The following is a 20,283-nucleotide window of genomic DNA, read 5'->3' as shown; positions in this document are numbered from 1 at the left end:
CACTCTGTTCACTATGAACACAGCTTATCGCTGTTTCCGGCTAACGGCTGGCTACGCAACCACTGCGCCATCGCCACGTTGATCGTCAGCAGGTCGGCCACCGGACGGTCGGTGAACGGCAGGGTGGGCATGTAGCCGTCCGGTCCGAACTCGGGGGTGAAGCTGGGCGGGGCAGCACCACGCTGGAGCGCCCTTTCGGTGAACAGGCGCCAGCAGGCCCGGTGGGCCGCGAGTGCCTCCGCATGCTCCGGGGCGAAGGGATGGGACACCTGGGGACCCTGGGCATGGCCCACCCGGGCATGGATGTGGTCGACCCGGTCGGCCATCAACCGCACCGGCGCCAGATCCGGGGTCATCAGCCGCTCCGCCACGACGCACCAGTGGCTCAGGTCGGCCGTGAGCCGCAGACCCGGCACGGCCTCGAGCAGCGGCGCGATCGTCCAGGGCATCCCCAGGCAGCGGGAACGGTGGGTCTCGAAGCTCACCGCCAGGCCACTGGTCGCCGCCAGCGTCTGGGCCTCGGCCAGGAAGGCCTGTTGCCGCTCAAGGGGCCAGGCATCGCTGCCGGTGAGCACGGTCACCCGGTGGGGGCGAAGCGCGGCGCAGCGGCGGAGCTGGTCGTCCAGTTCCGCCAGGTGCTGCGCCGGCGTGACGGCCAGCTCCGGCACGTAGCCGCCGCCGGTGACCACCTCCAGCACCAGGGGTCTGCCGGACCCCAGCAGGCGGGCGGGTCCGGCCGGGTCGCTGACCAGGGATGGATGGAGGATGTTCAGCTCCAGCCCGTCGAAGCCCCCCCGCTCGGCCGTCTCCAGGGCGGTGGCCAGGGGGCCCTCGAAGCCCCAGAGGGAGAAGAACAGCAGGGAAGGCACTGGAGGGGCACGACGCGGGGCCCACTCTTCCCTGCCGCCGGCCGGCGCCCGGTAACCATCCCCACCGCCCCACCCGGAGCAAGTGTTCGTGACGAACGGTGTGCGGCCGACCCCGGGCGGGACAGTGGATCCACGACATCTCCCATGCGCCGGCCGACGGCGACCTTCGTGACCGCCTCCCCACCCTCCGCGCCACCGGCGGCCGGCCCGGGCGCCGCCGAGCCGCTGCTGTCCGCTCCGCTGCTGCAGCGCCTCAACGAGCGTCGCGACGGACCCGGCTGGCGCCGGCTGACCTTCCACCTCGCGGTGCTGGGGCTCGGGGCCCTGCTCTGGGGATGGCCCTGGCCGCAGGCCCTTCCCGGCGCTGGGTCCTGGGCCCTGCGTCTGACGGGCCTGCTGCTGCTGGGCTGGGGCCTGGCCTTCGGCTTCTGCGCCATGCACGAGTGCGGCCACCGCACCGCCTTCGCCGGCAAGGGCCTCAACGACACCGTGGCCTGGTGGGCCGGACTGCTGAGCTTCTACAACGCCGACTACTACCGCCGCTACCACCAGTGGCACCATCGCTTCACCCACCAGCCGGGCCTCGATCCGGAGCTGGAGGAGGCCCCCCCCAGCACCCTGGCCGCCTATCTGCTGGAGCTCAGCGGGATTCCCTGGTGGATCGGCAAGCTGCGGGGCCACACCGCCGGCCTGCGCGGTGACTTCGGCGGCAGGCCCTACATCCCCGCCGAGGCGGCCGCGGCCGTCACCCGCTCGATCCGGCTCCAGGTCGCCGTCTACGCCGCCCTGCTCGCCGCCTCCTTCTGGCAGGGCAACGGCGCCCTGTTCTGGTACTGGCTGCTGCCCCTGGCCGTCGGCCAGCCCCTGCTGCGCTTCGTGCTGATGGCCGAGCACGGGGGCTGCAGCACCGACAGCAACGGCCTCAGCAACACCCGCACCACCCGGACCCTTCCTCCCCTGCGCTGGCTGATGTGGGAGATGCCCTTCCACGTCGAGCACCACCTCTACCCCTCGGTACCCTTCCACGCCCTCGCCGAGGCCCATCGCCATCTGGCCCCCCACGAGGTGCACACAGGCCAGGGCTATCTGTCGGTGCACCGCGACTTCCTGCGCGATCCCGCCCGTCTGGCCCTCCCCTGAATCCCACTCCCTTGCCCGCCAGCCCAGCCCCCCCGCGCCGCTTCGCGCTCGGGGACCTTCCCCTCGCCGCCGGGGGCACCCTTGCCTCCGCCTGGCTCGACTACCGGGTCTACGGAACGCTGGCCAGCGACCGCTCCAACCTGGTGCTCTATCCGAGCTCCTACGGCGCCTGGCCCGAGGACATCGACTGGGTGGTGGGACCGATCCTGGATCCGCAGCGCTGGTGCGTGGTGCTGGTGAGCCAGTTCGGCAACGGCCGCTCCACCAGCCCCAGCAACGCCGGGCCAGGGCTCGTGGCGGGGCGCTGGCCCGTGGATCACCGTGACAACGTGGCCGCCCAGCGCCGACTGCTGGAGGAGGTCTTCCGGGTGGCGAGCCCGGCCCTCATCTACGGCTGGTCCATGGGGGCCCAGCAGGCCTACCACTGGGCCGTGCTGGAGCCGGAGCGGACCCAGCGCATCTGCTGTGTCTGCGGCACCGCGCGCACCACAGCCCACAACCGGGTGTTCCTGCTCAGCCTGCGCCAGGCCCTCACCGCCGATCCCCACTGGGATGGATTGCGGTTTCAGGGCGTGCCGGAGCAGGGCTTGCGCACCTTCGCCCTGATCTACGCCAGCTGGGCCGCCAGCCAGCCCTTCTATCGCCGCGGCGCCCACCGCCAGCTGGGCTACGCCAGCGTCGAGGCCTACGTGGAGCAGGCCTGGCTGCCGGCCTACCGCCGCCACGACCCCCATGACCTGCTGGCCATGCTCGACGTCTGGCTGGCGAACGACGTGGCCGCCGCCGCCGGGATCAGCGCCGCCGGTGGCGATGGCAGTGGCGGTGGCGGTGGCGATCCCGATGCCGACCTGGCCGCGGCCCTGGGCCGGGTCCGGGCCCGCACCGCCGTGATCGCCGGCCGCCACGACCTCTATTTCACCCCCGACGACTGCCAGGCGGAGGCCGCCCTGATCCGCGATGCCCACTTCGAGGTCCTGGAGTCCGACCTGGGCCACCGGGCCGGCAACCCCCGCGACTCCCCGGCCGAGCAGGGCCAGCTGCGGGCCGCCGTGAACCGGCTCTGTGCCGACTGACGGCCCTGCACCGACGGACCGCCTCCGGTCAGCCACCCCCTCACCGCCCCACACCCGCCCACCCCACACCCCCCGATGACCGATCTGGCCCGCTTCGCCGCCACCCATGGCATCCGCCACTTCCTCTTCTCCTTCTGCGACCTGTTCGGGGTGCAGCGGGCCAAGCTGGTGCCGGCGGCCGCGGCGGCCGAACTGGCCCGATCCGGCGCCGGCTTCGCCGGTTTCGCCGCCTGGCTGGACATGACCCCGGCCGATCCGGACGTGCTGGCGATCCCCGATCCCACCAGCCTGATGGTGCTCCCCTGGCAGCCGGACGTGGCCTGGGTGGCCACCGATCTGCAGGTGGAGGGCCAGGTGCTGGAGCAGTCGCCCCGCCGGGTGCTCCAGCGCCAGATCGCCCGGGCAGCGGCCCTGGGCCTGCAGTTCCGCAGCGGCGTGGAGGCGGAGTTCATCCTGATGGACCCGGAACGGGACGCCATCGCCGATGGCCTCGACCGGCAGTCCAAGCCCTGCTACGACCAACTGGCCCTGATGCGCCACTACCCGCTGATCAGCGAACTGCTGGACGGCATGGAGAGCCTCGGCTGGGGCCCGTACCAGGCCGATCACGAGGACGCCAACGGCCAGTTCGAGCTCAACTGGACCTATGCCGAATCGCTGCTGACCGCCGACCGCCATGCCTTCTTCCGGGTCATGGCGGCCGCCCTGGCGGAACGCCATGGGGTGCGGGTGAGCTTCCAGCCCAAGCCGATTCCGGCCCTCACCGGCAACGGGGCCCATCTGCATGCCTCCCTCTGGGACGAGGGGGGGCGCAACGTGTTCCACGACCCGGCCGGGGAGAAGGGCCTGTCGGAGATCGCCTACCGCTTTCTGGCCGGTCTGCTGGCCCATGCGCCGGCCCTGTGCGCCCTCACCAATCCGGTGGCCGGCAGCTACCGGCGGCTGGCCCGGTCCGTCACCAGTTCCGGCGCCACCTGGTCCCCCTCCTGGATCAGCTACGGCGGCAACAACCGCACCCACATGGTCCGCATCCCCGACGACCAGCGGATCGAGCTGCGGCTCGGCGACGGCGCCGCCAACCCCTACCTGCTCCAGGCGGCGGTGCTGGCGGCGGGCCTGGACGGCATGGAACGGCAGCTCGATCCCGGGGCCCGCAGCGACGTGAACACCTACGTGGAGTCGCCGGCGGGGGCGACCTCCCTGCCCACCTGTCACGCCGATGCCCTCGAGGCCTTCCGCCACGACGCGCCCCTGCGGGACGCCCTGGGGGAGCCGTTCTGCACCGCCTATGAAGCCCTGGTGGCCCAGCGCAACGACGAGTGAGGGCGCCGGGAGCTGGCCCGCCCCCCGCAGGGGCGAAGACCGGCACGATTGCCTATGGCCAGGGCGGCGGGGAGGGGTGAAAGTGAGTTCAGAAACCAGGAGGCTCCAGCGATGGATGACACCCCACCCGGTCAGATGTCAGGAGTGTGCTGACGGCAGGCCCCTGCTCCAACAGTCTTGTTCCCATCAACGGTTTCCCGGTCGTTCACCGATCACCCGATGCATCGTTCAGGTGCCCACGGGTTCATGGAAACCGGCCCCTGGATGCCTCGGCCCCAGGTGCCTCCCTCCGCAGCTCCGACTCCGAAACCCACCCCCGGGGACTCCGATGGATCCCCAGCCCCGCTGACCTCCCATTGATGGCGCGCCCATGGCGGAGGAGCATCCTCGGCTCCCCCCCCATCACCCATCCACGGTCCCCAAGGACCCGATCGTCAGCCCTTCTGAACAGCTCGTCAGACCCTTCATCTGATCGTCAATCATCAGTGATAGTGCTGGAACAGCTTCGTTCCGCCCCAAGCCCGGCGATCCTGGACGCCGGGCTTTTTCATGGGCCATCGCCAGTCGGGCGGCCGGATCCCGCCGGCCCGGTTCAACCGCCTAGGTTGTCTTAACAATTGGTCAGGGTCGATGACACGCCTGCCCTGGGCCGTGCTGCTGCTGACACTGCTGGGGGCCCGCTACCTGGCCTGGCGCTTCACCGCCAGCCTCAACCTGGCCACCCCGCTGGCCGCCAGCCTGAGCCTGCTGACCCTGGCGGCGGAACTGGTCCTGCTGGCCGGGTTCTTTCTGCAGCTCTGGTTCACGCTCCTGCCCGAACGGCCGGCGCCCGCCGCCGGTCCGATCCCCACACCTGCCCCGTCCGTCGACGTGCTGGTGCCCAGCTGCGGCGAACCGGCCGATCTGGTGGAGCGCTGCCTGCGGGGCTGCCTGGCGATGGACTACCCCAGCCACACGGTCTGGCTGCTCGACGACAGCGACCGGCCCGAGCTGGCGGAACTCTGCGATCGCCTCGGCTGCCGCTATGTCGCCCGCCGGGAGCACGCCCATGCCAAGGCCGGCAACCTCAACCACGCACTGCGCCTCTGCAAGGGGGAGCTGGTGGCGGTCTTCGACGCCGACGTCGTGCCCCTGCAACCCTTCCTGCGCCGCACGGTCGGCCTGTTCGCCGACCCGGCCGTGGGTTTCGTGCAGACGCCCCAGAGCTACATGAACGCCGATCCGGTGATGCGCAACCTGCGCCTGGAGCGCTGGCTGCTGCCGGACGAGGAAAGCTTCTACCGCTGGATCCAGCCCACCCGCCAGAACCTCAATGCCGTGGTCTGCGCCGGCACCTCCTTCGTGATGCGGCGTGAGGCGCTCGATCGGGTGGGCGGTTTCGAGACGGCCACCCCGTCGGAGGACCTGGCCACCGGCATTCGGATCACCGCCGCCGGTTACCGCAACCATTACCTCTCCGAGAAGCTGAGCGCCGGTCTGGCCCCCTTCACGGCCACGGCCATGGCGCGGCAGCGCTGCCGCTGGGGCAGCGGCTCCCTGCAGACCCTGCGCACGGGCGCCGATCCGCTGCGGATCCCCGGGCTCAGCCCCCTGCAGCGACTGGCCTACAGCGAAGGCATCCTGCACTGGTTCACCTTCCCGGCCCAGCTGGTGCTGCTCTGCACGCCGCTCAGCCTGGGCCTGCTCGGCGTCGCCCCGATCCTCTTCAGCGGCGATGCCCTGCTCACGGTCGCCATGCCGTTCGTTTGCAGCCAGCTGCTGCTCACCCGCTGGTTGAGCGGCCACGCCCGCGCCGCGATCTTGCCGGAGCTGTACCGGTGGATCTTCCTGGTGCCGATCTGTGCCGCCGTGGTCGCCACGGCCCTGGGCCGGCCGCGGCGCTTCCGGGTCACCCCGAAGGCGGTGGTCGGCCGGGGGGCCTCCGGCCCGGATCCGGGCCTGCTGCTGCCGCTGCTGGTGCTGCTGGCGCTGCAGCTCGTGGCGCTCTGGAACCTGGCGCCGGGTCGGCTGCCGCTGCTGGCCGGCCAGCAGGGGGTGCTGCCGGTCTCGGCCGCCACGGTCGGGGTGGTGCTGGGCTGGAGCCTGCTCAACGGCCTGCTGCTGCTGCTGGCGATCCGCAGCTGCTGGGATCGGCCCCACCGGGATGGGGTTCCCTGGTTCGCCCTGTCGGTGCCGGTGCGGCTCCGTCACCGCGGCGGGATCGTGCACGGGCGCCTGCGGGCCGTCAGCGCCACGGGCGCCGAACTCGGCCTGGAGCGGGCAGAGGATGGGCCGACGCTGCAGGCGGCCGACAGCCTCAGCCTGGAGGGTCTGGTGCCCGGTGTGGCGCTGCCGTTTCTGGCGATGGCCCTGGAATCGGGTGCCATCGGCGGGGTCTGGGGACCGCTCACCCCGTGGCAGCGGGATGAGCTGGACACTCTTCTCTACCGACGCGAGGGACTCTGGCCCACCCTGCGGGCCCCCTTCGAGCTCCGCACCCTGCCCCTTGTCCTGCTGCGCACCCTGCAGCGGGTGGCACCGGAGAGCTGGTTCCGCCGCAGTCTCATTCCCCAGCTTCCACCGCTGGTGGGGCTGCCGCTCCCCAGGCGTGCAGACCTTCCAGCACGGGCAGCAGCGCCCGACCCCGCTCGCTGAGGTCGTACTCCACCCGCGGCGGCACCTCACCGAAGACGTGCCGGCAGACGACGGCATCGGCCTCCAGCTCCCGAAGCTGGGCGGTCAGCACCTTGTGACTCACCCCCGTCAGGGCCCGCTGCAGGGCCGAGAACCGCTGGGGGCCCTCGCGGAGCCGGCAGAGGATCAGCAGCTTCCAGCGGCCGCGCATCACCTGCAGGGCCAGCTCGGCCGGGCAGAGCTCGGAGCCACCGGAGGGTTCGGGATCGGAAAGGGAGGCCGTCACGGGTCTCGGTTACCGGTGGGTGCCCCAGGCACAAGCCGGTGCGTTCTTGTCAGTCAGGGTGCGTGTCCGCCAGAGTCCCCCCATGACCTTAACAATCCCTTACGGCCCGGGGCCTTCCCGCCCCGGCCGGCCGGTCACCGCCCCATGAGCGACCTGTTCACCCCCCTGACCGTGGGCCCGCTGCTGCTGCCCAACCGGGTGCTGATGGCCCCCCTCACCAGATGCCGGGCCGAGCCGGACCACGTTCCGGGCCCGCTGATGGCCACCTACTACCAGCAGCGGGCCAGCGCCGGCCTGCTGATCGCCGAAGCCACGATGGTGATGGAGGGCAACTCGTCCTTCTGGCACGAGCCCGGCATCCATTCGGCGGCCCAGGTGGCGGGCTGGCGGCTCACCACCGACGCGGTCCATGCCGCCGGTGGGCGCATCGTGCTGCAGATCTGGCACGGCGGCCGGGCCTGCCACCCCCTGCTCAACGGGGGCCGCCAGCCGGTGGGGCCGAGCCCGATCGCCATCACCGGCGATGAGGTGCACACCCCGGAAGGGAAACAGCCCTATGTCGTTCCCCGGGAGCTGGCTGACGACGAACTGCCCGCCATCGTGGAGGGGTTCCGCCAGGCCACCCGCAACGCCATCGACGCCGGCTTCGACGGGGTCGAGGTGCATGGCGCCAACGGCTACCTGCTCGACTCGTTCCTGCGGGACGGCAGCAACCGGCGCCAGGGTCCCTACGGCGGGCCGGTGGCCAACCGGGCCCGGCTGCTGCTGGAGGTGCTGGAGGCCGCCCGGGCCGAATCGCCCCTGGTGGGCCTGCGGATCTCGCCGCTCAACGGCTACAACGCCATGGTCGACAGCGACCCCATCGGCCTGTCGGGCTGGCTGGCGGAACGGCTGGAGAGCACGGGCCTGGATTACCTGCACGTGATGCGGGGGGACTTCCTCGGCCAGCAGCACGGCGATGTGCTCACCCCGATCCGGGCCGGCTTCAGCGGGGTGCTGGTGGGGAACATGGGTTACACGGCCGAGGAGGCCAACGCCGCCATCGCCGCCGGCCAGCTCGATGCGGTGGCCTTCGGCACGCCGTTCCTGGCCAACCCGGACCTGCCCGAGCGCCTGCTCCGCGGCGCACCCCTGCAGGCCGCCGATCCATCCACCTATTACACCCCCGGTCCGGCCGGCTACACCGACTACCCCTTCCTGGAATCCGCCTGACATGTCCCCCGATCTCCTGGTGCTCAGTGCCAGCAACGGCGAGAACCTGAAACTCGCCGAGCGTTTCGCCGCCGCGGGCCGCGCCCGCGGCATGGCCGCCGAGGTGCTCGACCTCACCAGCCTGCCGCTGCCGCTCTACAACCCCCGCACCCACGCCGCGTCCGGCCTGCCCGCCGAAGTGGAGGGGCTGAGCCGCAGGCTCGAGACCGCCCCCCGCTGGGTCATCTGCGCCCCCGAATACAACGGCTCCCTGCCGCCGGTGCTGACCAGCGCCATCGCCTGGCTCTCGGTTCAGGGGGACGGCTTCCGCACCCTGTTCAACGGCCGGCCGGTGGCAATCGCCACCCATTCCGGCGGTCCCGGCATCGAGGTGCTGGCCGTGCTGCGCATCCAGCTGGCCCACCTCGGGGCCCACGTGGTGGGTCGCCAGCTCTCCAGCAGCCGCAGCAATCCCGCCAAGGACACCAGCATCGACGACATCGTGCATCGCCTCCAGCGCATGGAACCGATTCAACCCTGAGGACCCGCCCCATGACCCTCGTCTTCCGCCCCGCCGCCGAGCGCTTCCACAGCCAGCTTGACTGGCTGGACAGCTGGCACAGCTTCTCCTTTTCCCACCACCACGATCCGGCCTGGATGGGGTTCGGACCGCTGCGGGTGATCAACGACGACACCATCGCCGCCGGCCGCGGCTTCGGCATGCATCCGCACCGGGACATGGAGATCGTCACGGTGATGGTGGATGGCCAGCTCAACCACCAGGACTCCATGGGCCACAGCGAGGTGCTGCGGGCCGGAGAAGTGCAGGCGATGAGCGCCGGCACCGGGGTGGTCCACAGCGAGATGAACCGGGGCGCCATCCCCTGCCGGCTGCTGCAGATCTGGATCGAGCCGGACCGTGCCGGCCACCCGCCCGCCTACCGCCAGGAGCCGTTCGTGCTCCGGCCCGGCTGGACGCCGCTGCTCGATCCGGACGGCCGCGATGGGGCCCTGGCCATCAACCGGCCGGTGCGGCTCTGCCGGGCCCGGGCCGGTGCCGGCGAGCGGCTGGAGCTGGCCATCGCCCCCGACGCCAACGGCTGGCTGCAGATGATCGAGGGGGAGGGCACGGCCTTCGGGCGGCCGCTGCGGCGGGGTGACGGTCTGGGCTTTGCGGCGGCCCCGGCGGACAGCTTCCTGGCGGGCCCTGACGGGGCGGATGTGCTCCTGTTCGAACTGCGCTGATCGGCCCCCCGACGGCCCCGGCGGACGCCGCCCCCGGCACGGCCCCAGGATGGGGGGACCAGCCCGACGTCATGGCCCGTTTCCTGCTGCTCTTCAGGCCCCGGGTCCCCCTGCCGCCGACGGAGCTCATCGGTCGGCTGGATCCCCTGGTCCTGCGGTTCCACGCCGATGTGGAGCACCGCTCCCCCGCCCATCTCAGCGCCATCGTGCGGGGGGAGCACGAGACCCTGCGGCTGCAGCTGATCGCCGACGTGCAGGCCAAGGCGGATGGCCCCGTGCTGGAACTGGTGCTGATGAGCCGGGAGGCCATGGGGGCGGGGGCGCCCCACACCAAGGCGCTGTTCGAGACCCTGGTGGCGATCGCGGCCGAGGTGATGCCCGACCTGGAGCTGGTGTTTCGATCCGACAGGGACGGCGCGCTCCCTGACCGCAACTGAGAGAATCCATCGGATGCAGACGCTCTCACCGACCCCTGCCGCCCTTGCGGAACTGCAGCCGCCCCGCGGCTACCGGGTGCTCGCCTGGCTCGGCCTGGTGGCCAACCTGCTGGCCCTGCCGCTGGGCCTGGCGGCGATCCTGCTCTCCAGCCTCTGGCGGACGGCCAATATCGTCGTCTACACCAGTGCCGTGCTGCCGGCGGTGGCCCTGGGCGTCGTCGCCTGTGTCGCCCTGCTGAAGTGGCGCCTCTGGGGACAGGTGGTCGCGATCGTGGCGCTGTCGCTGGATCTGGCGATCGAGATGGCCTACGGCATCGTGCGCCTGGCGCTGGTGGGTGAGGAACGGCTCCTGCTGGCGGTGGCCGCCCCCCTGGCCTGGGGCCTGACCCTGGCGGCCCTGGTGTTCTGGTGCCGCCCTGCGATCCGCTCCTACCTGCGCTGAGGGCCTCCGGGCAACCTGCCGTTCTGTATCAACGGCTCCACCCATGGGGCAGGACACAAGGATTGGATACCCCCCAGCCGACCCAAGCTGTTTCCATGCCCAGCCCCCAACGCTTCGCCGCCATTCAGGAGATTCACCAGCGCCCCCCGGTGGTGACCCCCCCCATCGAGTCGCTGGATGAGCTCTGGGCCAGCGACGTGTTCAGCCTGGCCAAGATGAAGGCGGCCCTGCCCAAGGACATCTTCAAGTCGGTGCAGCGCACCATCAAGGAGAACGGCAAGCTTGACGTCTCGGTCGCCAACGTGGTGGCCCAGGCGATGAAGGAATGGGCGACCAGCCGCGGCGCGCTCTACTACGCCCACGTCTTCTACCCCCTCACCAACGCCACCGCCGAGAAGCACGACGGCTTCATCTCGGTGCAGGGTGACGGCTCGGTGATCACCGAGTTCACCGGCAAGGTCCTGGTGCAGGGCGAACCCGACGGCTCCTCCTTCCCCAGCGGCGGCATCCGCACCACCTTCGAGGCCCGCGGCTACACCGCCTGGGACATCACCAGCCCGGCCTTCCTGATGGAGACCCCCAACGGTCTCACCCTCTGCATCCCCACCGTCTTCATCTCCTGGACCGGCGAGGCCCTCGACAAGAAGACCCCCCTGCTGCGCTCCAACGCCGCCATGAACAAGCAGGCCCAGCGGCTGCTGCGGCTGCTTGGGGAAAGCGACGTGGCCCCGGTCAACTCCAGCTGCGGCGCCGAGCAGGAGTACTTCCTGGTCGACAGCGCCTACGTGCCCCTGCGCCCCGACCTGCTGCTGGCGGGCCGCACCCTCTTCGGCAAGCCCTCCGCCAAGGGCCAGCAGTTCGACGACCACTACTTCGGCGCCATCCCCCAACGGGTGCAGGTGTACATGCAGGACGTGGAGCGTCAGCTGTACAAGCTGGGCATCCCCGCCAAGACCCGCCACAACGAAGTGGCCCCGGGCCAGTTCGAGATCGCCCCGTTCTTCGAGGCGGCCAACGTGGCCACGGATCACCAGCAGCTGATCATGACCATTCTCAAGAGCACGGCACGCCGCCACGGCATGAACTGCCTGCTCCATGAGAAGCCCTTCGAAGGCATCAATGGCTCGGGCAAGCACGTCAACTGGTCGGTGGGCAATGCCACCCAGGGCAACCTGCTGGATCCCGGCAGCACCCCCCACGAGAACATGCAGTTCCTGCTGTTCTGCGGCGCCGTCATCCGCGGGGTGCACAAGTTCGGTCCGCTGATGCGGGCCGTGGTGGCCACCGCCGGCAACGACCATCGCCTCGGTGCCAACGAAGCTCCGCCGGCCATCATCTCCGTCTATCTGGGCAGCCAGCTGGAGGACGTCTTCCGCCAGATCAAGGAAGGGGACGTGAAAGGCTCCAGCAACGCCGGCGTGATGCAGCTGGGCGTCGACACCCTGCCGGAATTCCCCAAGGATCCCGGCGACCGCAACCGCACCTCCCCCTTCGCCTTCACCGGCAACCGCTTTGAGTTCCGGGCCGTCGGCTCCAACCAGTCGGTGGCCGGCCCCCTGGTGGCCATGAACACGATCCTGGCGGACTCGCTCGCCTACGTGAGCGACCAGCTGGAGCAGAAGATGGCCGCGGGAGAAAGCCTGCCCGGCGCCGCCTTCTCCGTGCTCAAGCAGATCATGACCGACCACGGCAACGTGGTCTTCGGCGGCGACGGCTATTCCAGCGAATGGCACCGCATCGCCGTGGAGGAGCGGGGCCTGGAGAATCTGCCCACCACCGCCGATTCCCTGCCCGTCCTGCAGCGGCCTGAGGTCCGCGACCTCTTCGCCCAGCAGGGTGTGCTCACCCCTCTCGAGCTGGAGAGCCGCTTCGAGGTCTACGCCGAGCAGTACGTGCTCGCCATCGACGTGGAGGCCAAGCTGGCCGTGCAGATCGCCCAGACCCAGATCTATCCCGCCGCCATGCGCTATCTGGGAGAGCTGGCCAGCTCCCTGCAGCTCCAGACCTCCATGGGCCTCCAGGTGTCCTCGGAAACCCAGACCAAGGTGGCGTCCCTCAGCGCCAAGCTCATGGAGCTCAGCAGTGCCCTGGAAAGCGCCATCGGCAACGCCCCCCACGGCACCATGGCCCACATGCGCTATTCGGCCGACACGCTGCTGCCGCTGATGCACCAGCTGCGGGAGGTCGTCGACGCCCTCGAGGCCGTGGTGGACGACAACCTCTGGCCCCTGCCCTCCTACCAGGAGATGCTGTTCATCCGCTGATCACCCCATCGGTCCCGGCGGCGAGGGCCCTCCGGGGCCCTCTTTTTTTGCGCTGGTCCTGCCCGCGGGTTGGGCCGCCGGGGCGAAACCTCACGATCTGTCCGCTTGGTTCCCCTCGTCACAGTCGCTGTCCGAGCGGAAGTGCTGGAGTCGATGCATGAGCGTTCCCTCCGACCAGCGCCCCAGCGCCGACCGGTCCCGCGACCTCCCGGACCTGGATGAGCACTACGGCTCCTACTGCCGGGCCATGCGGATGCTGGTGCGGGAGGGCAAGAGTCTCAAGACCGTGCAACGGACCGTCTGCTGGCTGCAGCTGGCCCGGCTGCACGACTGCCGTCCGGCGCGGTACCAGGAGCCGGACGCCCTGTATCTGAGGCTGTGCCGTGAGGGCGGGGCTGCCGGCGGCGGCGCCGCGAAGCGCTGAGGAGCTCACCGGGGCGGCGGGGATCCTTTCCCGGATTCGGTCGCATCGGCCACTGACAGACACCCCTGAAGCGAACGATGACAGGGGGTCCCAAGCTTTCCACGTTGTCCATGGACGCACCTACGGCCTTCGCCGCGGTCGCTCTCGCCGCCGTCTCCTGGGACGGTGCCCTCACCATGGCGGGCACGCGGGCCCTTCGCCACGCCCTTGATTACCGCACCCCCTTCAAGGGCAGGAGCGATAAGGAGATGATCAGCCTGATGGATACCCTGCTCCAGGGGCTGCGGGCCAAGGGCGCGATCGGCCTGATGGAGGAGGCGGCCGCGGTGCTCGACGACCGGCAGCGGCACACGGCCTATGCAGTGGCGGCGGAGATCATGCGCTCCGACGGCCCTTTGCAGGACCAGGAGCAGGCGATCCTCGCCGACCTGGCCAGCACCCTGCGCCTGGACCCGGAGGAGACCACCAAGGTGCTGGAGGTGATGGACGTTCTCCATGCCAGCATCCTGGAGCCCGCCGTGAGCGCATGAGTTCCGCCCCCGCCGGCCTCCGCATCGCCGTGGTGGGGGCCGGCAGTTCCGGCCTGCTGCTCGCCCTGATGCTGCAGCGCCAGGGCCACCGGGTCTGCCTGTTCGAGCGCTCCGCGCGGCTGCGCACCGAGGGCTGCGGGATTCTGCTGGTGAAGAGCGGTGTGGAGGCGGTGGCGGCGGCCGCCGTCCCGGGCCTGCTCGACGACCTGCTGGCGGGCGGCCATCCGGTGCAGCGGTTCGTGTTCCGCAACCTCCGGGGCGACCTGATCGAAGCCAGCCCGGCCGAGCGGGAGGCCGGGGAGCCGCCCTCCCTGCTGATCCACCGCCGCGCCATTCTCGATGCCCTCTGGGGCCATCTGGATCCCGCCTGCTTCCACGGCGACCATGCGCTCGTCAGCTGGAGCCAGGGGGAGGACGGGGTCGTGGCCCGCTTCGCCGACGGCCGGCAGTGGACCGGGGATCTGCTGGTGGGGGCCGATGGAATCTTCTCCCGGGTGGCGGCCCTGCTCTGCCCGGATCGGCGCCTGCAGTACCTGGGGGACCGGGTCTGGCGGGGGGTGGTGACCGACGAAAGCTTCTGCAGCGGCGGGGATTTCTTCGTCTATGCCCGGGGCCGGGGCATCTACGCCAATTTCTTCGACCTGGGCCCCGACCGGGAGGGCCGGGGGCGCACCCACTGGGGCTTCTTCCAGGAGGAGGAGCTTCCCGACGACCGGGAGACCCAGCAGCGGCTGCTGGAAGAGGGGGTGCCCGCCGCCGCCCTCGCCAAGCTTCCGGCTGATGCGGCCGCCGTGATCGCCGCCACAGCTCCGGAGGACGTGGTGGCCAACTGGTCGTTCGACATCGATCCCCTGCCCGCCATCGTGGCCGGGCGGGTGGCCCTGATCGGCGACGCCGCCCATGCCATGAGCTCCTCCCAGGCCCGGGGGATGACGGCAGGGCTGGAGGATGCGGTGGCCCTGGCGGCAAAGCTCGCGCCGGGCGCCGCCGCCACACAGCAGCTGGCGCTGCAGGCCTACGAGGAGGAGCGGCTGGCGGTCGTCCACCGGTACCAGGAACGCAGCCGCCAGGTGAGCCATCGCACGGGAAGGAAGCGCCCTCCCACCCGGGCGGCCAGCGCCGCACCGGTTGCGGAGCAACACCGAAAGATGTTGTGAAGGTGACAGTTCCGATCTGGCACAGGGGCCAGAATGCCAGTCCTGTATACGAGGCAAGACGTGGCGATCTCCTTACCTCAATCCTCCCGCTCGCGCAGCATGTCCCAGACGCGCAGCAGCGGCCAGACGTGCCGCACCTACCGGCTGGTGGATCTGCAGGGTGAGCCCCATCCCATCCTCGACGACCTCTACGAATCCCTGGATGCCGCCTGGAGCGAGGCCCTCAACTGGTGGCAGGAGGAGTTCGGCCCCGTCCAGGGTCCTGTGGGCATCGGCGTGGAGGTGAGCACCCTCAGCGGCGAGTGGCGCACCCTGCGCTATCCCGGCACCTGATCGTCGGGCCCCTGGGGCCTCAGGCCACCGTCACCCCTTTCCAGAACGCCACCCGGCCCCGGATGTTGCTGGCCGCTTCCTTCGGCTCCGGGTAGTACCAGACGGCGTTGGCATTCTCCTTGCCGTCGACGATCAGGTCGTAGTAATGGGCCTCCCCCTTCCAGCCGCAGAACGAGCGGTGGCTGGAGGCCCGGATGCAGGCCGGGTCGAGGGCATCGGCCGGGAAGTAGGCATTACCTTCCACCGTCACGATGTCGTCACTGCTGGCGATCACCTTTCCGTTCCAGCTGGCCTGCATCGTGGGCATCCTTTGGGGGCACCATCCTGGCGCCTGACCAGGGACACCGGCCGACCGTCTCACCACTCGTTCGGCTGGTAGATCCTCAGGGTCCCCACCCCCACGGGGCTGGGAACCGGCCCGGGGCCGGCCGGGATCGCCGTCACCTGGAACAGGTAGGTGTCGGCCTGGACGGGATTGGTCCAGGGCCGCAGCGACACCGTGACCGTCGCGCCGGGCGGCACGGGCTCGGGGAAGCTGAGGTTGAAGCGCCTGGCCGCAGGATCGAACCCGGCCTGCACCGGGATCCGGGGCCCCTCACGGCGGGGCACCCCGAGAAAGGCGCGGGTGCGCTCGACGGCAAACGGGAACTGCCAGTCGGCGCCGCGGATCTGCTGAATGGTCAGGCCACCGAGGGAGGCCCCTGCTCCCGCTTCGAGGCTGAGGGTGAAGAAGTACTCCGCGGGCGACTGGCCCACGTTGGTGGTGTAACTGGTGAGGATGACCTTCCAGGGGGCCCGCAGGAACTGGGTGCGACCGCCCGGTTCCTGGGCGGGGGCGGCAGGGGCGGCGGGGGCGGCGGCCGCCATGGCCAGGGTCAGGGCCGCCAGGGGCGGCACCAGCCGGCGGAGACCCCCCAGGGAAGCGGGAGCTGAATCGTCTGCCATGCTCTCCACCGGTACCGGGGCCAACGCTAGGGGCCGCCGCCCGAAGGGCGGCTGGCGATGGCCAGGAAGGGGGATGGATCCTGGTCGCGGCGATGCTGCACCAGGATCGGTTCTCCCGCCGCCGAGGGATCGGCCGGATCGAGGCGGGCGGTGGCCTCCAGGGAACGGCGCAACAGGCGGGCCGCGTGCAGCGGCATGTCCCGGGGCACGCTGATGCGATCCCGCAGGTAGCGCAGGCCCCGGGCCGAACCGGGGGGAGGCGGACAGTCCAGGCCCGTGATCAGCCGGGTGAGGGCGCAGCGCAATGGCCGCTCGAACCCCTCGGCTCCAAGGGGATTGCGCGCCAGGAGAGCCCCCCGGTGCCGGAGCACCCGGGCCAGGGCCACCGAGGCCGCGTCATCCGGCTCGCTCTGGCTGGTTTCAGGGTCGGCGCCGGGTGGCGCCACGATCGGCCAGGGGCCCGCATCGATCCGGTCGGCCAGATCCCGCTGCTCGCCAGTGCCGCTGGCGTAACAGCCCCCCATCTGGGGGGGCAGGTCATGGGCGTGGGTGTGGAAATCGCTCTGGGTGCCGAGGTAGGTGGAGCGCTCCTCGAGGGCCCGGAACCAGCGATCGATGGCCGGATGGCGCTCCCGCAGCAGGTAGCCCTTGTAGTAGGCCAGGCTGGCATTCATGCGCTCGACGTAGGGCACGAAGATCAGATCCACCGTGCCCAGGTCCCCGAGCAGAAAAGCTCCCGGCTGGGCGTCGAGGGCGGTCGCGAAGCGCTCCGCCCAGCGGTCGAAGCCCTCCCGGCCCCGGGCCTCCTCGGCGGCCCCCCGGGCCGGGACGCAGAGCCACTGGCACCAGGCCCGGAACAGCTGCCGCTCCAGCTGGCGGAGCGGCAGGGCCCGGGACGACTGCATCGCCTCCCCCAGGGAACCGAAGCTCTGCTCAAGGGCCTCGAGGATGCGGTCGCTTTCGGTGATCAGCCGACCATCCAGCTCCAGGGCCGGCAACATGCCGCTGGGCACCCGCTTGGTGTACCAAGGCTCCTTCTGCCCGTAGCAGAACATCGTCACCTTGCGGATCCGATAGGGAATCCGCTTCTCCTCGAGCCACAGCCAGACCTTCTGGCAGTACGGACACCAGGCGTGGTGATCGCGGTACAGCGTGACCCGGACCTCCGCCTCCGGGCGGCCGAACAGCCGCAGCTGGGCCTGGGGGCTGGCGGGACCGGCCGTTCGATCGCTCGGCAGCGGGCTGGCCGCCAGGGCCAGCGCACCCCAGTCCATCGGCTCGGGAGGCATGGTTGCGGAGCCGGCCATGCGGGGGGGCGGGGCCCACCAACCTAGTCAGGCCGGCAGGGGCGCTTCCTCCGGCGCGCTCGCACCAACAGGGCCGGCGAATCTAAAGTTCACATCTCCACGCTCCCCAGCAGCTCCCATGTTCGACGCCTTCACCAAGCTCGTCGCCCAGGCCGACGCCCGCGGCGAATTCCTCAGCCCCGGCCAGATCGACGCCCTGGGAGCGATGGTGGCCGAGAGCAACAAGCGGATGGACACGGTCAACCGCATCACCTCGAACGCTTCCAAGATCGTCACCAACGCTGCCCGCGATCTGTTCGATCAGCAGCCCGCCCTGATCGCCCCCGGCGGCAACGCCTACACCCATCGCCGCATGGCCGCCTGCCTGCGCGACATGGAGATCGTGCTGCGCTACATCACCTATGCGATCTTCACCGGCGACGCTTCGGTGCTCGAGGACCGCTGCCTCAACGGCCTGCGGGAGACCTACCTGGCCCTTGGCGTGCCCGGTGCCTCGGTGGCTGAAGGCATCCGCAAGATGAAGGACGCCGCCATCGCGATCGCCAACGATCGCAACGGCATCACCCCCGGCGACTGCTCCGCCCTGATGTCCGAAGTGGGCACCTACTTCGATCGCGCCGCCGCCGCCGTCGCCTGAGTCGGGTCTCCCATCTGCCATCCCGCCGGGGCCACGCCCCGGCTTTTTTGTGACCGTTCGCTGGTGGGAGGGTCTGTTTGTTCGTTTGGCTACATAGCCATCCTTCCCATGCGTTGAGGGTGATTTTGGCCTTTTCCAAGGTTTCACCCCCCTTTTCCGATGCATGGATCTCCGACTGGTGCATCGTCGTCATCCGCGCCATCCGCGCTGACGACCTTCGATCGCCTCCGCAGCCGTTGTCTGGGTGGTCTTCAGGACCAACGACTCAGGCGGATCGCCTTCTTCCTGCTGGCGGTGGGGGCCGGCATCGGCCCGCTGCTGGCCGGATCGGCCAAGGCGGCCTTGGCCATGGCCCCCACCGACGGCGCCGACACCCTGCTGATGCTGGTGGGTTCGGCCCTGGTTCTGCTGATGACCCCGGGTCTGGCCTTTTTCTACGGGGGCTTCACCCGTCCCAAGAACGTGCTGAACTGCATGATGATGAGCTTCTTCCTGATGGGGCTCATTGGTGTTCTCTGGGTGGTGGTCGGCTACAGCTTGGCCTTCGACGTCGGCTTCGGCAGCCCCTTCATCGGTGGGCTGGGATCGATGTTTCTCCATGGGGTCGGCGGTGAACTCGGCGACCAGCCCCTGGCGGCCGGCTTCCCGATCAGCGCCACCTCCTTCGCCCTGTTCCAGGGGATGTTCGCGATCATCACCCCAGCCCTGATTTCCGGGGCTCTGGTGGAGCGCGTCAGTTTCAAGGCCTGGTTCTGGTTCTGCCTGATCTGGAGCCTGCTGATCTATTCCCCCATGGCGAAGATGGTGTGGGGCGGCGGCTTCATCGGCCCGTTCGGCGCCATCGGCGCGATCGATTTCGCCGGCGGCACCGTGGTTCACATCGCTTCCGGCGTGGCGGCCCTGGTGGCGGCGGCCATCATCGGCCCACGCAGCACCTGGCCCAACAGCAAGCGTCCGCCCCACAATGTGCCCTTCATTCTGCTGGGGGCCGGTCTGCTCTGGTTCGGCTGGTTCGGCTTCAACGGGGCCAGCATGTTCGCCTCCAAGACGGCGGGGTACCCCTTCCTCACCACCACCACGTCCGCCTCGGCGGCCCTGCTCACCTGGTGCCTGATCGAATGGTTCAAGGACGGCAAACCCACGGCCGTCGGTGCTGCCACCGGTGCCGTCGCCGGCCTGGTGGGCATCACCCCGGCGGCAGGCTTCGTCTACATGGAGCAATCGCTGCTGATCGGCGTCCTCACGGCGGCGGCCTGCTTCATCGCCGTGCGGGTCAAGGCCGCCATCCAGTTCGATGATTCCCTTGACACCTTCATGGTCCATGGGGTGGGCGGGACCGTGGGCGCTCTGCTGACCGGGATTCTCGCTTCCACGACCCTTGTGCCCGCCGATTACTTCCCGTTGTCGGCCAAGATCCTTGAGGAATCAGGAAACTTCGGCCTGTTCATCGCCCAGCTCAAAGCCGTTATCCTCACCTATGGATTTGTCGCGCTGGGTACGGCTATTATTCTCTGGATTCTCGGTGCCCTGATGCCCCTGCGCGTCAGCATCGAAGAGGAAGAGCGCGGTCTCGACTTCGTGGCTCACGGGGAAGAGGCGTACGATCCAATGACCAACTGACGACAAACCTTCCATGAAAATGATCACGGCCATGGTCCGCCCCTCCAAGGTGGATGCCATCAAGACTGCCCTCGTCGCCCTTGACATCATCGGCATGACGGTCACCGACTCCCGTGGATTCGGTCGCCAGAAAGGCCAGGTGGAGCGCTACCGGGGAACGGAGTTCACCGTCGAGTTCCTTCCCAAGGCAAGGATCGAGATCGTCGTCCCCTCCGCCAAGCTGGACGCGGCGATCGCCGCCATCACCCAAGCGGCCCACACCGGTGAAATCGGCGACGGCAAGCTCTTCGTCACCCCGGTCGAATCGGTGATCCGGATCCGCACCGGCGAATCCGGCGAATCCACCCTCTGAGCCTCAGCCGCCGGCATCGGCGCCCCCCACCCGGAGCTGGCCATCAAGGTCAGCTTTTTTTTTGGCTCCCGACATGGACATCCGACGGTCACCAG

Annotated in this window: 22 protein-coding genes; 17 read left to right on the top strand and 5 right to left on the bottom strand. The window is 70.0% G+C overall.

Translation table 11 applies throughout. The annotated features are described in order from the left end of the window. Positions 1–11 precede the first annotated feature (11 nt). The gene (locus KBY81_RS01660) at positions 12–869 is read right to left on the bottom strand and encodes a sugar phosphate isomerase/epimerase (RefSeq protein WP_254975395.1); all 858 of its coding nucleotides are present in this window, start codon (positions 867–869) and stop codon (positions 12–14) included. A gap of 144 nt (positions 870–1,013) precedes the next feature. Between KBY81_RS01660 and KBY81_RS01655 the strand changes: the two genes are divergently transcribed. From KBY81_RS01655 to KBY81_RS01640, 4 genes are all read left to right on the top strand, one after another. Next, entirely contained in the window at positions 1,014–2,009 is a 996-nt protein-coding gene (locus tag KBY81_RS01655) for a fatty acid desaturase (protein WP_254975394.1), read from the top strand. A gap of 11 nt (positions 2,010–2,020) precedes the next feature. Next, positions 2,021–3,082: an alpha/beta fold hydrolase gene (locus tag KBY81_RS01650; protein WP_254975393.1), complete on the top strand. Its 1,062-nt coding sequence runs from the start codon at positions 2,021–2,023 to the stop codon at positions 3,080–3,082. A 75-nt stretch (positions 3,083–3,157) separates the two neighbouring features. Further along, positions 3,158–4,405 (top strand): type III glutamate--ammonia ligase, encoded by a 1,248-nt coding sequence (gene glnT / locus KBY81_RS01645; protein ID WP_254975392.1) that lies wholly within the window; start codon positions 3,158–3,160, stop codon positions 4,403–4,405. Positions 4,406–5,035: 630 nt separating this feature from the next. After that, positions 5,036–7,039 (top strand): glycosyltransferase, encoded by a 2,004-nt coding sequence (locus KBY81_RS01640; protein WP_254975391.1) that lies wholly within the window; start codon positions 5,036–5,038, stop codon positions 7,037–7,039. On the opposite strand, the gene KBY81_RS01635 is transcribed toward KBY81_RS01640, so the two are convergent. After that, positions 6,948–7,304: a helix-turn-helix domain-containing protein gene (locus KBY81_RS01635; protein ID WP_254975390.1), complete on the bottom strand. Its 357-nt coding sequence runs from the start codon at positions 7,302–7,304 to the stop codon at positions 6,948–6,950. The two genes, KBY81_RS01640 and KBY81_RS01635, sit on opposite strands and share 92 nt — an antisense overlap. 144 nt (positions 7,305–7,448) lie before the next feature. On the opposite strand from KBY81_RS01635, the gene KBY81_RS01630 reads away from it, so the two are divergent. The 10 genes from KBY81_RS01630 (at position 7,449) to KBY81_RS01585 (ending at position 15,327) form a co-directional block, all read left to right on the top strand. After that, positions 7,449–8,516, top strand: coding sequence for an alkene reductase (locus KBY81_RS01630; protein ID WP_254975389.1), 1,068 nt, complete (start codon positions 7,449–7,451; stop codon positions 8,514–8,516). Position 8,517: 1 nt separating this feature from the next. Further along, the gene (locus tag KBY81_RS01625) at positions 8,518–9,036 is read left to right on the top strand and encodes an NADPH-dependent FMN reductase (RefSeq protein WP_106222844.1); all 519 of its coding nucleotides are present in this window, start codon (positions 8,518–8,520) and stop codon (positions 9,034–9,036) included. 11 nt (positions 9,037–9,047) lie between these two features. Beyond that, positions 9,048–9,740: a pirin-like bicupin family protein gene (locus KBY81_RS01620; RefSeq protein ID WP_254975388.1), complete on the top strand. Its 693-nt coding sequence runs from the start codon at positions 9,048–9,050 to the stop codon at positions 9,738–9,740. A 71-nt stretch (positions 9,741–9,811) separates the two neighbouring features. After that, positions 9,812–10,177 carry a hypothetical protein gene (locus KBY81_RS01615; RefSeq protein WP_106222842.1) on the top strand — a complete coding sequence of 122 codons (366 nt, stop codon included), beginning with the start codon at positions 9,812–9,814 and terminating at the stop codon, positions 10,175–10,177. A gap of 13 nt (positions 10,178–10,190) precedes the next feature. After that, a complete protein-coding gene (locus tag KBY81_RS01610) occupies positions 10,191–10,619 on the top strand; it encodes a Hepatitis C virus core protein (RefSeq protein WP_106222841.1) in 429 nt (142 codons plus the stop codon). Between the two features lie 95 nt (positions 10,620–10,714). Continuing rightward, positions 10,715–12,883 carry a glutamine synthetase III gene (locus KBY81_RS01605; protein WP_254975387.1) on the top strand — a complete coding sequence of 723 codons (2,169 nt, stop codon included), beginning with the start codon at positions 10,715–10,717 and terminating at the stop codon, positions 12,881–12,883. A 157-nt stretch (positions 12,884–13,040) separates the two neighbouring features. Then, positions 13,041–13,307: a DUF3136 domain-containing protein gene (locus KBY81_RS01600; RefSeq protein ID WP_106222839.1), complete on the top strand. Its 267-nt coding sequence runs from the start codon at positions 13,041–13,043 to the stop codon at positions 13,305–13,307. Positions 13,308–13,417: 110 nt separating this feature from the next. Beyond that, positions 13,418–13,837, top strand: coding sequence for a tellurite resistance TerB family protein (locus tag KBY81_RS01595; RefSeq protein WP_219904506.1), 420 nt, complete (start codon positions 13,418–13,420; stop codon positions 13,835–13,837). Beyond that, positions 13,834–14,994, top strand: a complete 1,161-nt coding sequence (locus KBY81_RS01590; protein WP_261357001.1) for an NAD(P)/FAD-dependent oxidoreductase — start codon at positions 13,834–13,836, stop codon at positions 14,992–14,994. The genes KBY81_RS01595 and KBY81_RS01590 overlap by 4 nt, the downstream gene beginning before the upstream one ends. A gap of 99 nt (positions 14,995–15,093) precedes the next feature. Next, positions 15,094–15,327 (top strand): hypothetical protein, encoded by a 234-nt coding sequence (locus tag KBY81_RS01585; RefSeq protein ID WP_219904504.1) that lies wholly within the window; start codon positions 15,094–15,096, stop codon positions 15,325–15,327. A gap of 19 nt (positions 15,328–15,346) precedes the next feature. Here the strand turns inward: KBY81_RS01585 and KBY81_RS01580 are convergent, their stop codons facing one another. The 3 genes from KBY81_RS01580 to KBY81_RS01570 are packed head-to-tail and all read right to left on the bottom strand — an operon-like array spanning position 15,347 to position 17,579. After that, positions 15,347–15,625: a DUF427 domain-containing protein gene (locus KBY81_RS01580; protein ID WP_106222885.1), complete on the bottom strand. Its 279-nt coding sequence runs from the start codon at positions 15,623–15,625 to the stop codon at positions 15,347–15,349. Positions 15,626–15,684: 59 nt separating this feature from the next. Further along, complete coding sequence (locus KBY81_RS01575) at positions 15,685–16,272, bottom strand: DUF2808 domain-containing protein (protein WP_254975386.1); 588 nt, start codon at positions 16,270–16,272, stop codon at positions 15,685–15,687. A gap of 26 nt (positions 16,273–16,298) precedes the next feature. Next, a complete protein-coding gene (locus tag KBY81_RS01570; RefSeq protein WP_254975383.1) occupies positions 16,299–17,579 on the bottom strand; it encodes a glutathione S-transferase family protein in 1,281 nt (426 codons plus the stop codon). Between the two features lie 118 nt (positions 17,580–17,697). On the opposite strand from KBY81_RS01570, the gene KBY81_RS01565 reads away from it, so the two are divergent. From KBY81_RS01565 to KBY81_RS01555, 3 genes are all read left to right on the top strand, one after another. Next, positions 17,698–18,216 carry a phycocyanin subunit beta gene (locus tag KBY81_RS01565; protein ID WP_015108656.1) on the top strand — a complete coding sequence of 173 codons (519 nt, stop codon included), beginning with the start codon at positions 17,698–17,700 and terminating at the stop codon, positions 18,214–18,216. Positions 18,217–18,510: 294 nt separating this feature from the next. Continuing rightward, positions 18,511–19,836, top strand: coding sequence for an ammonium transporter (locus KBY81_RS01560; protein WP_254975381.1), 1,326 nt, complete (start codon positions 18,511–18,513; stop codon positions 19,834–19,836). Positions 19,837–19,849: 13 nt separating this feature from the next. Continuing rightward, positions 19,850–20,188: a P-II family nitrogen regulator gene (locus tag KBY81_RS01555; RefSeq protein WP_106222833.1), complete on the top strand. Its 339-nt coding sequence runs from the start codon at positions 19,850–19,852 to the stop codon at positions 20,186–20,188. Positions 20,189–20,283: the final 95 nt, after the last annotated feature.

The sequence above is a fragment of the Cyanobium sp. Lug-B genome, from assembly GCF_024345635.1.
In the GTDB taxonomy this organism is placed as follows: Bacteria; Cyanobacteriota; Cyanobacteriia; order PCC-6307; family Cyanobiaceae; genus Cyanobium; species Cyanobium minutissimum.
Note: the sequence above shows the minus strand (reverse complement) of the source record. Positions and strands in the feature narration are given on the sequence as shown.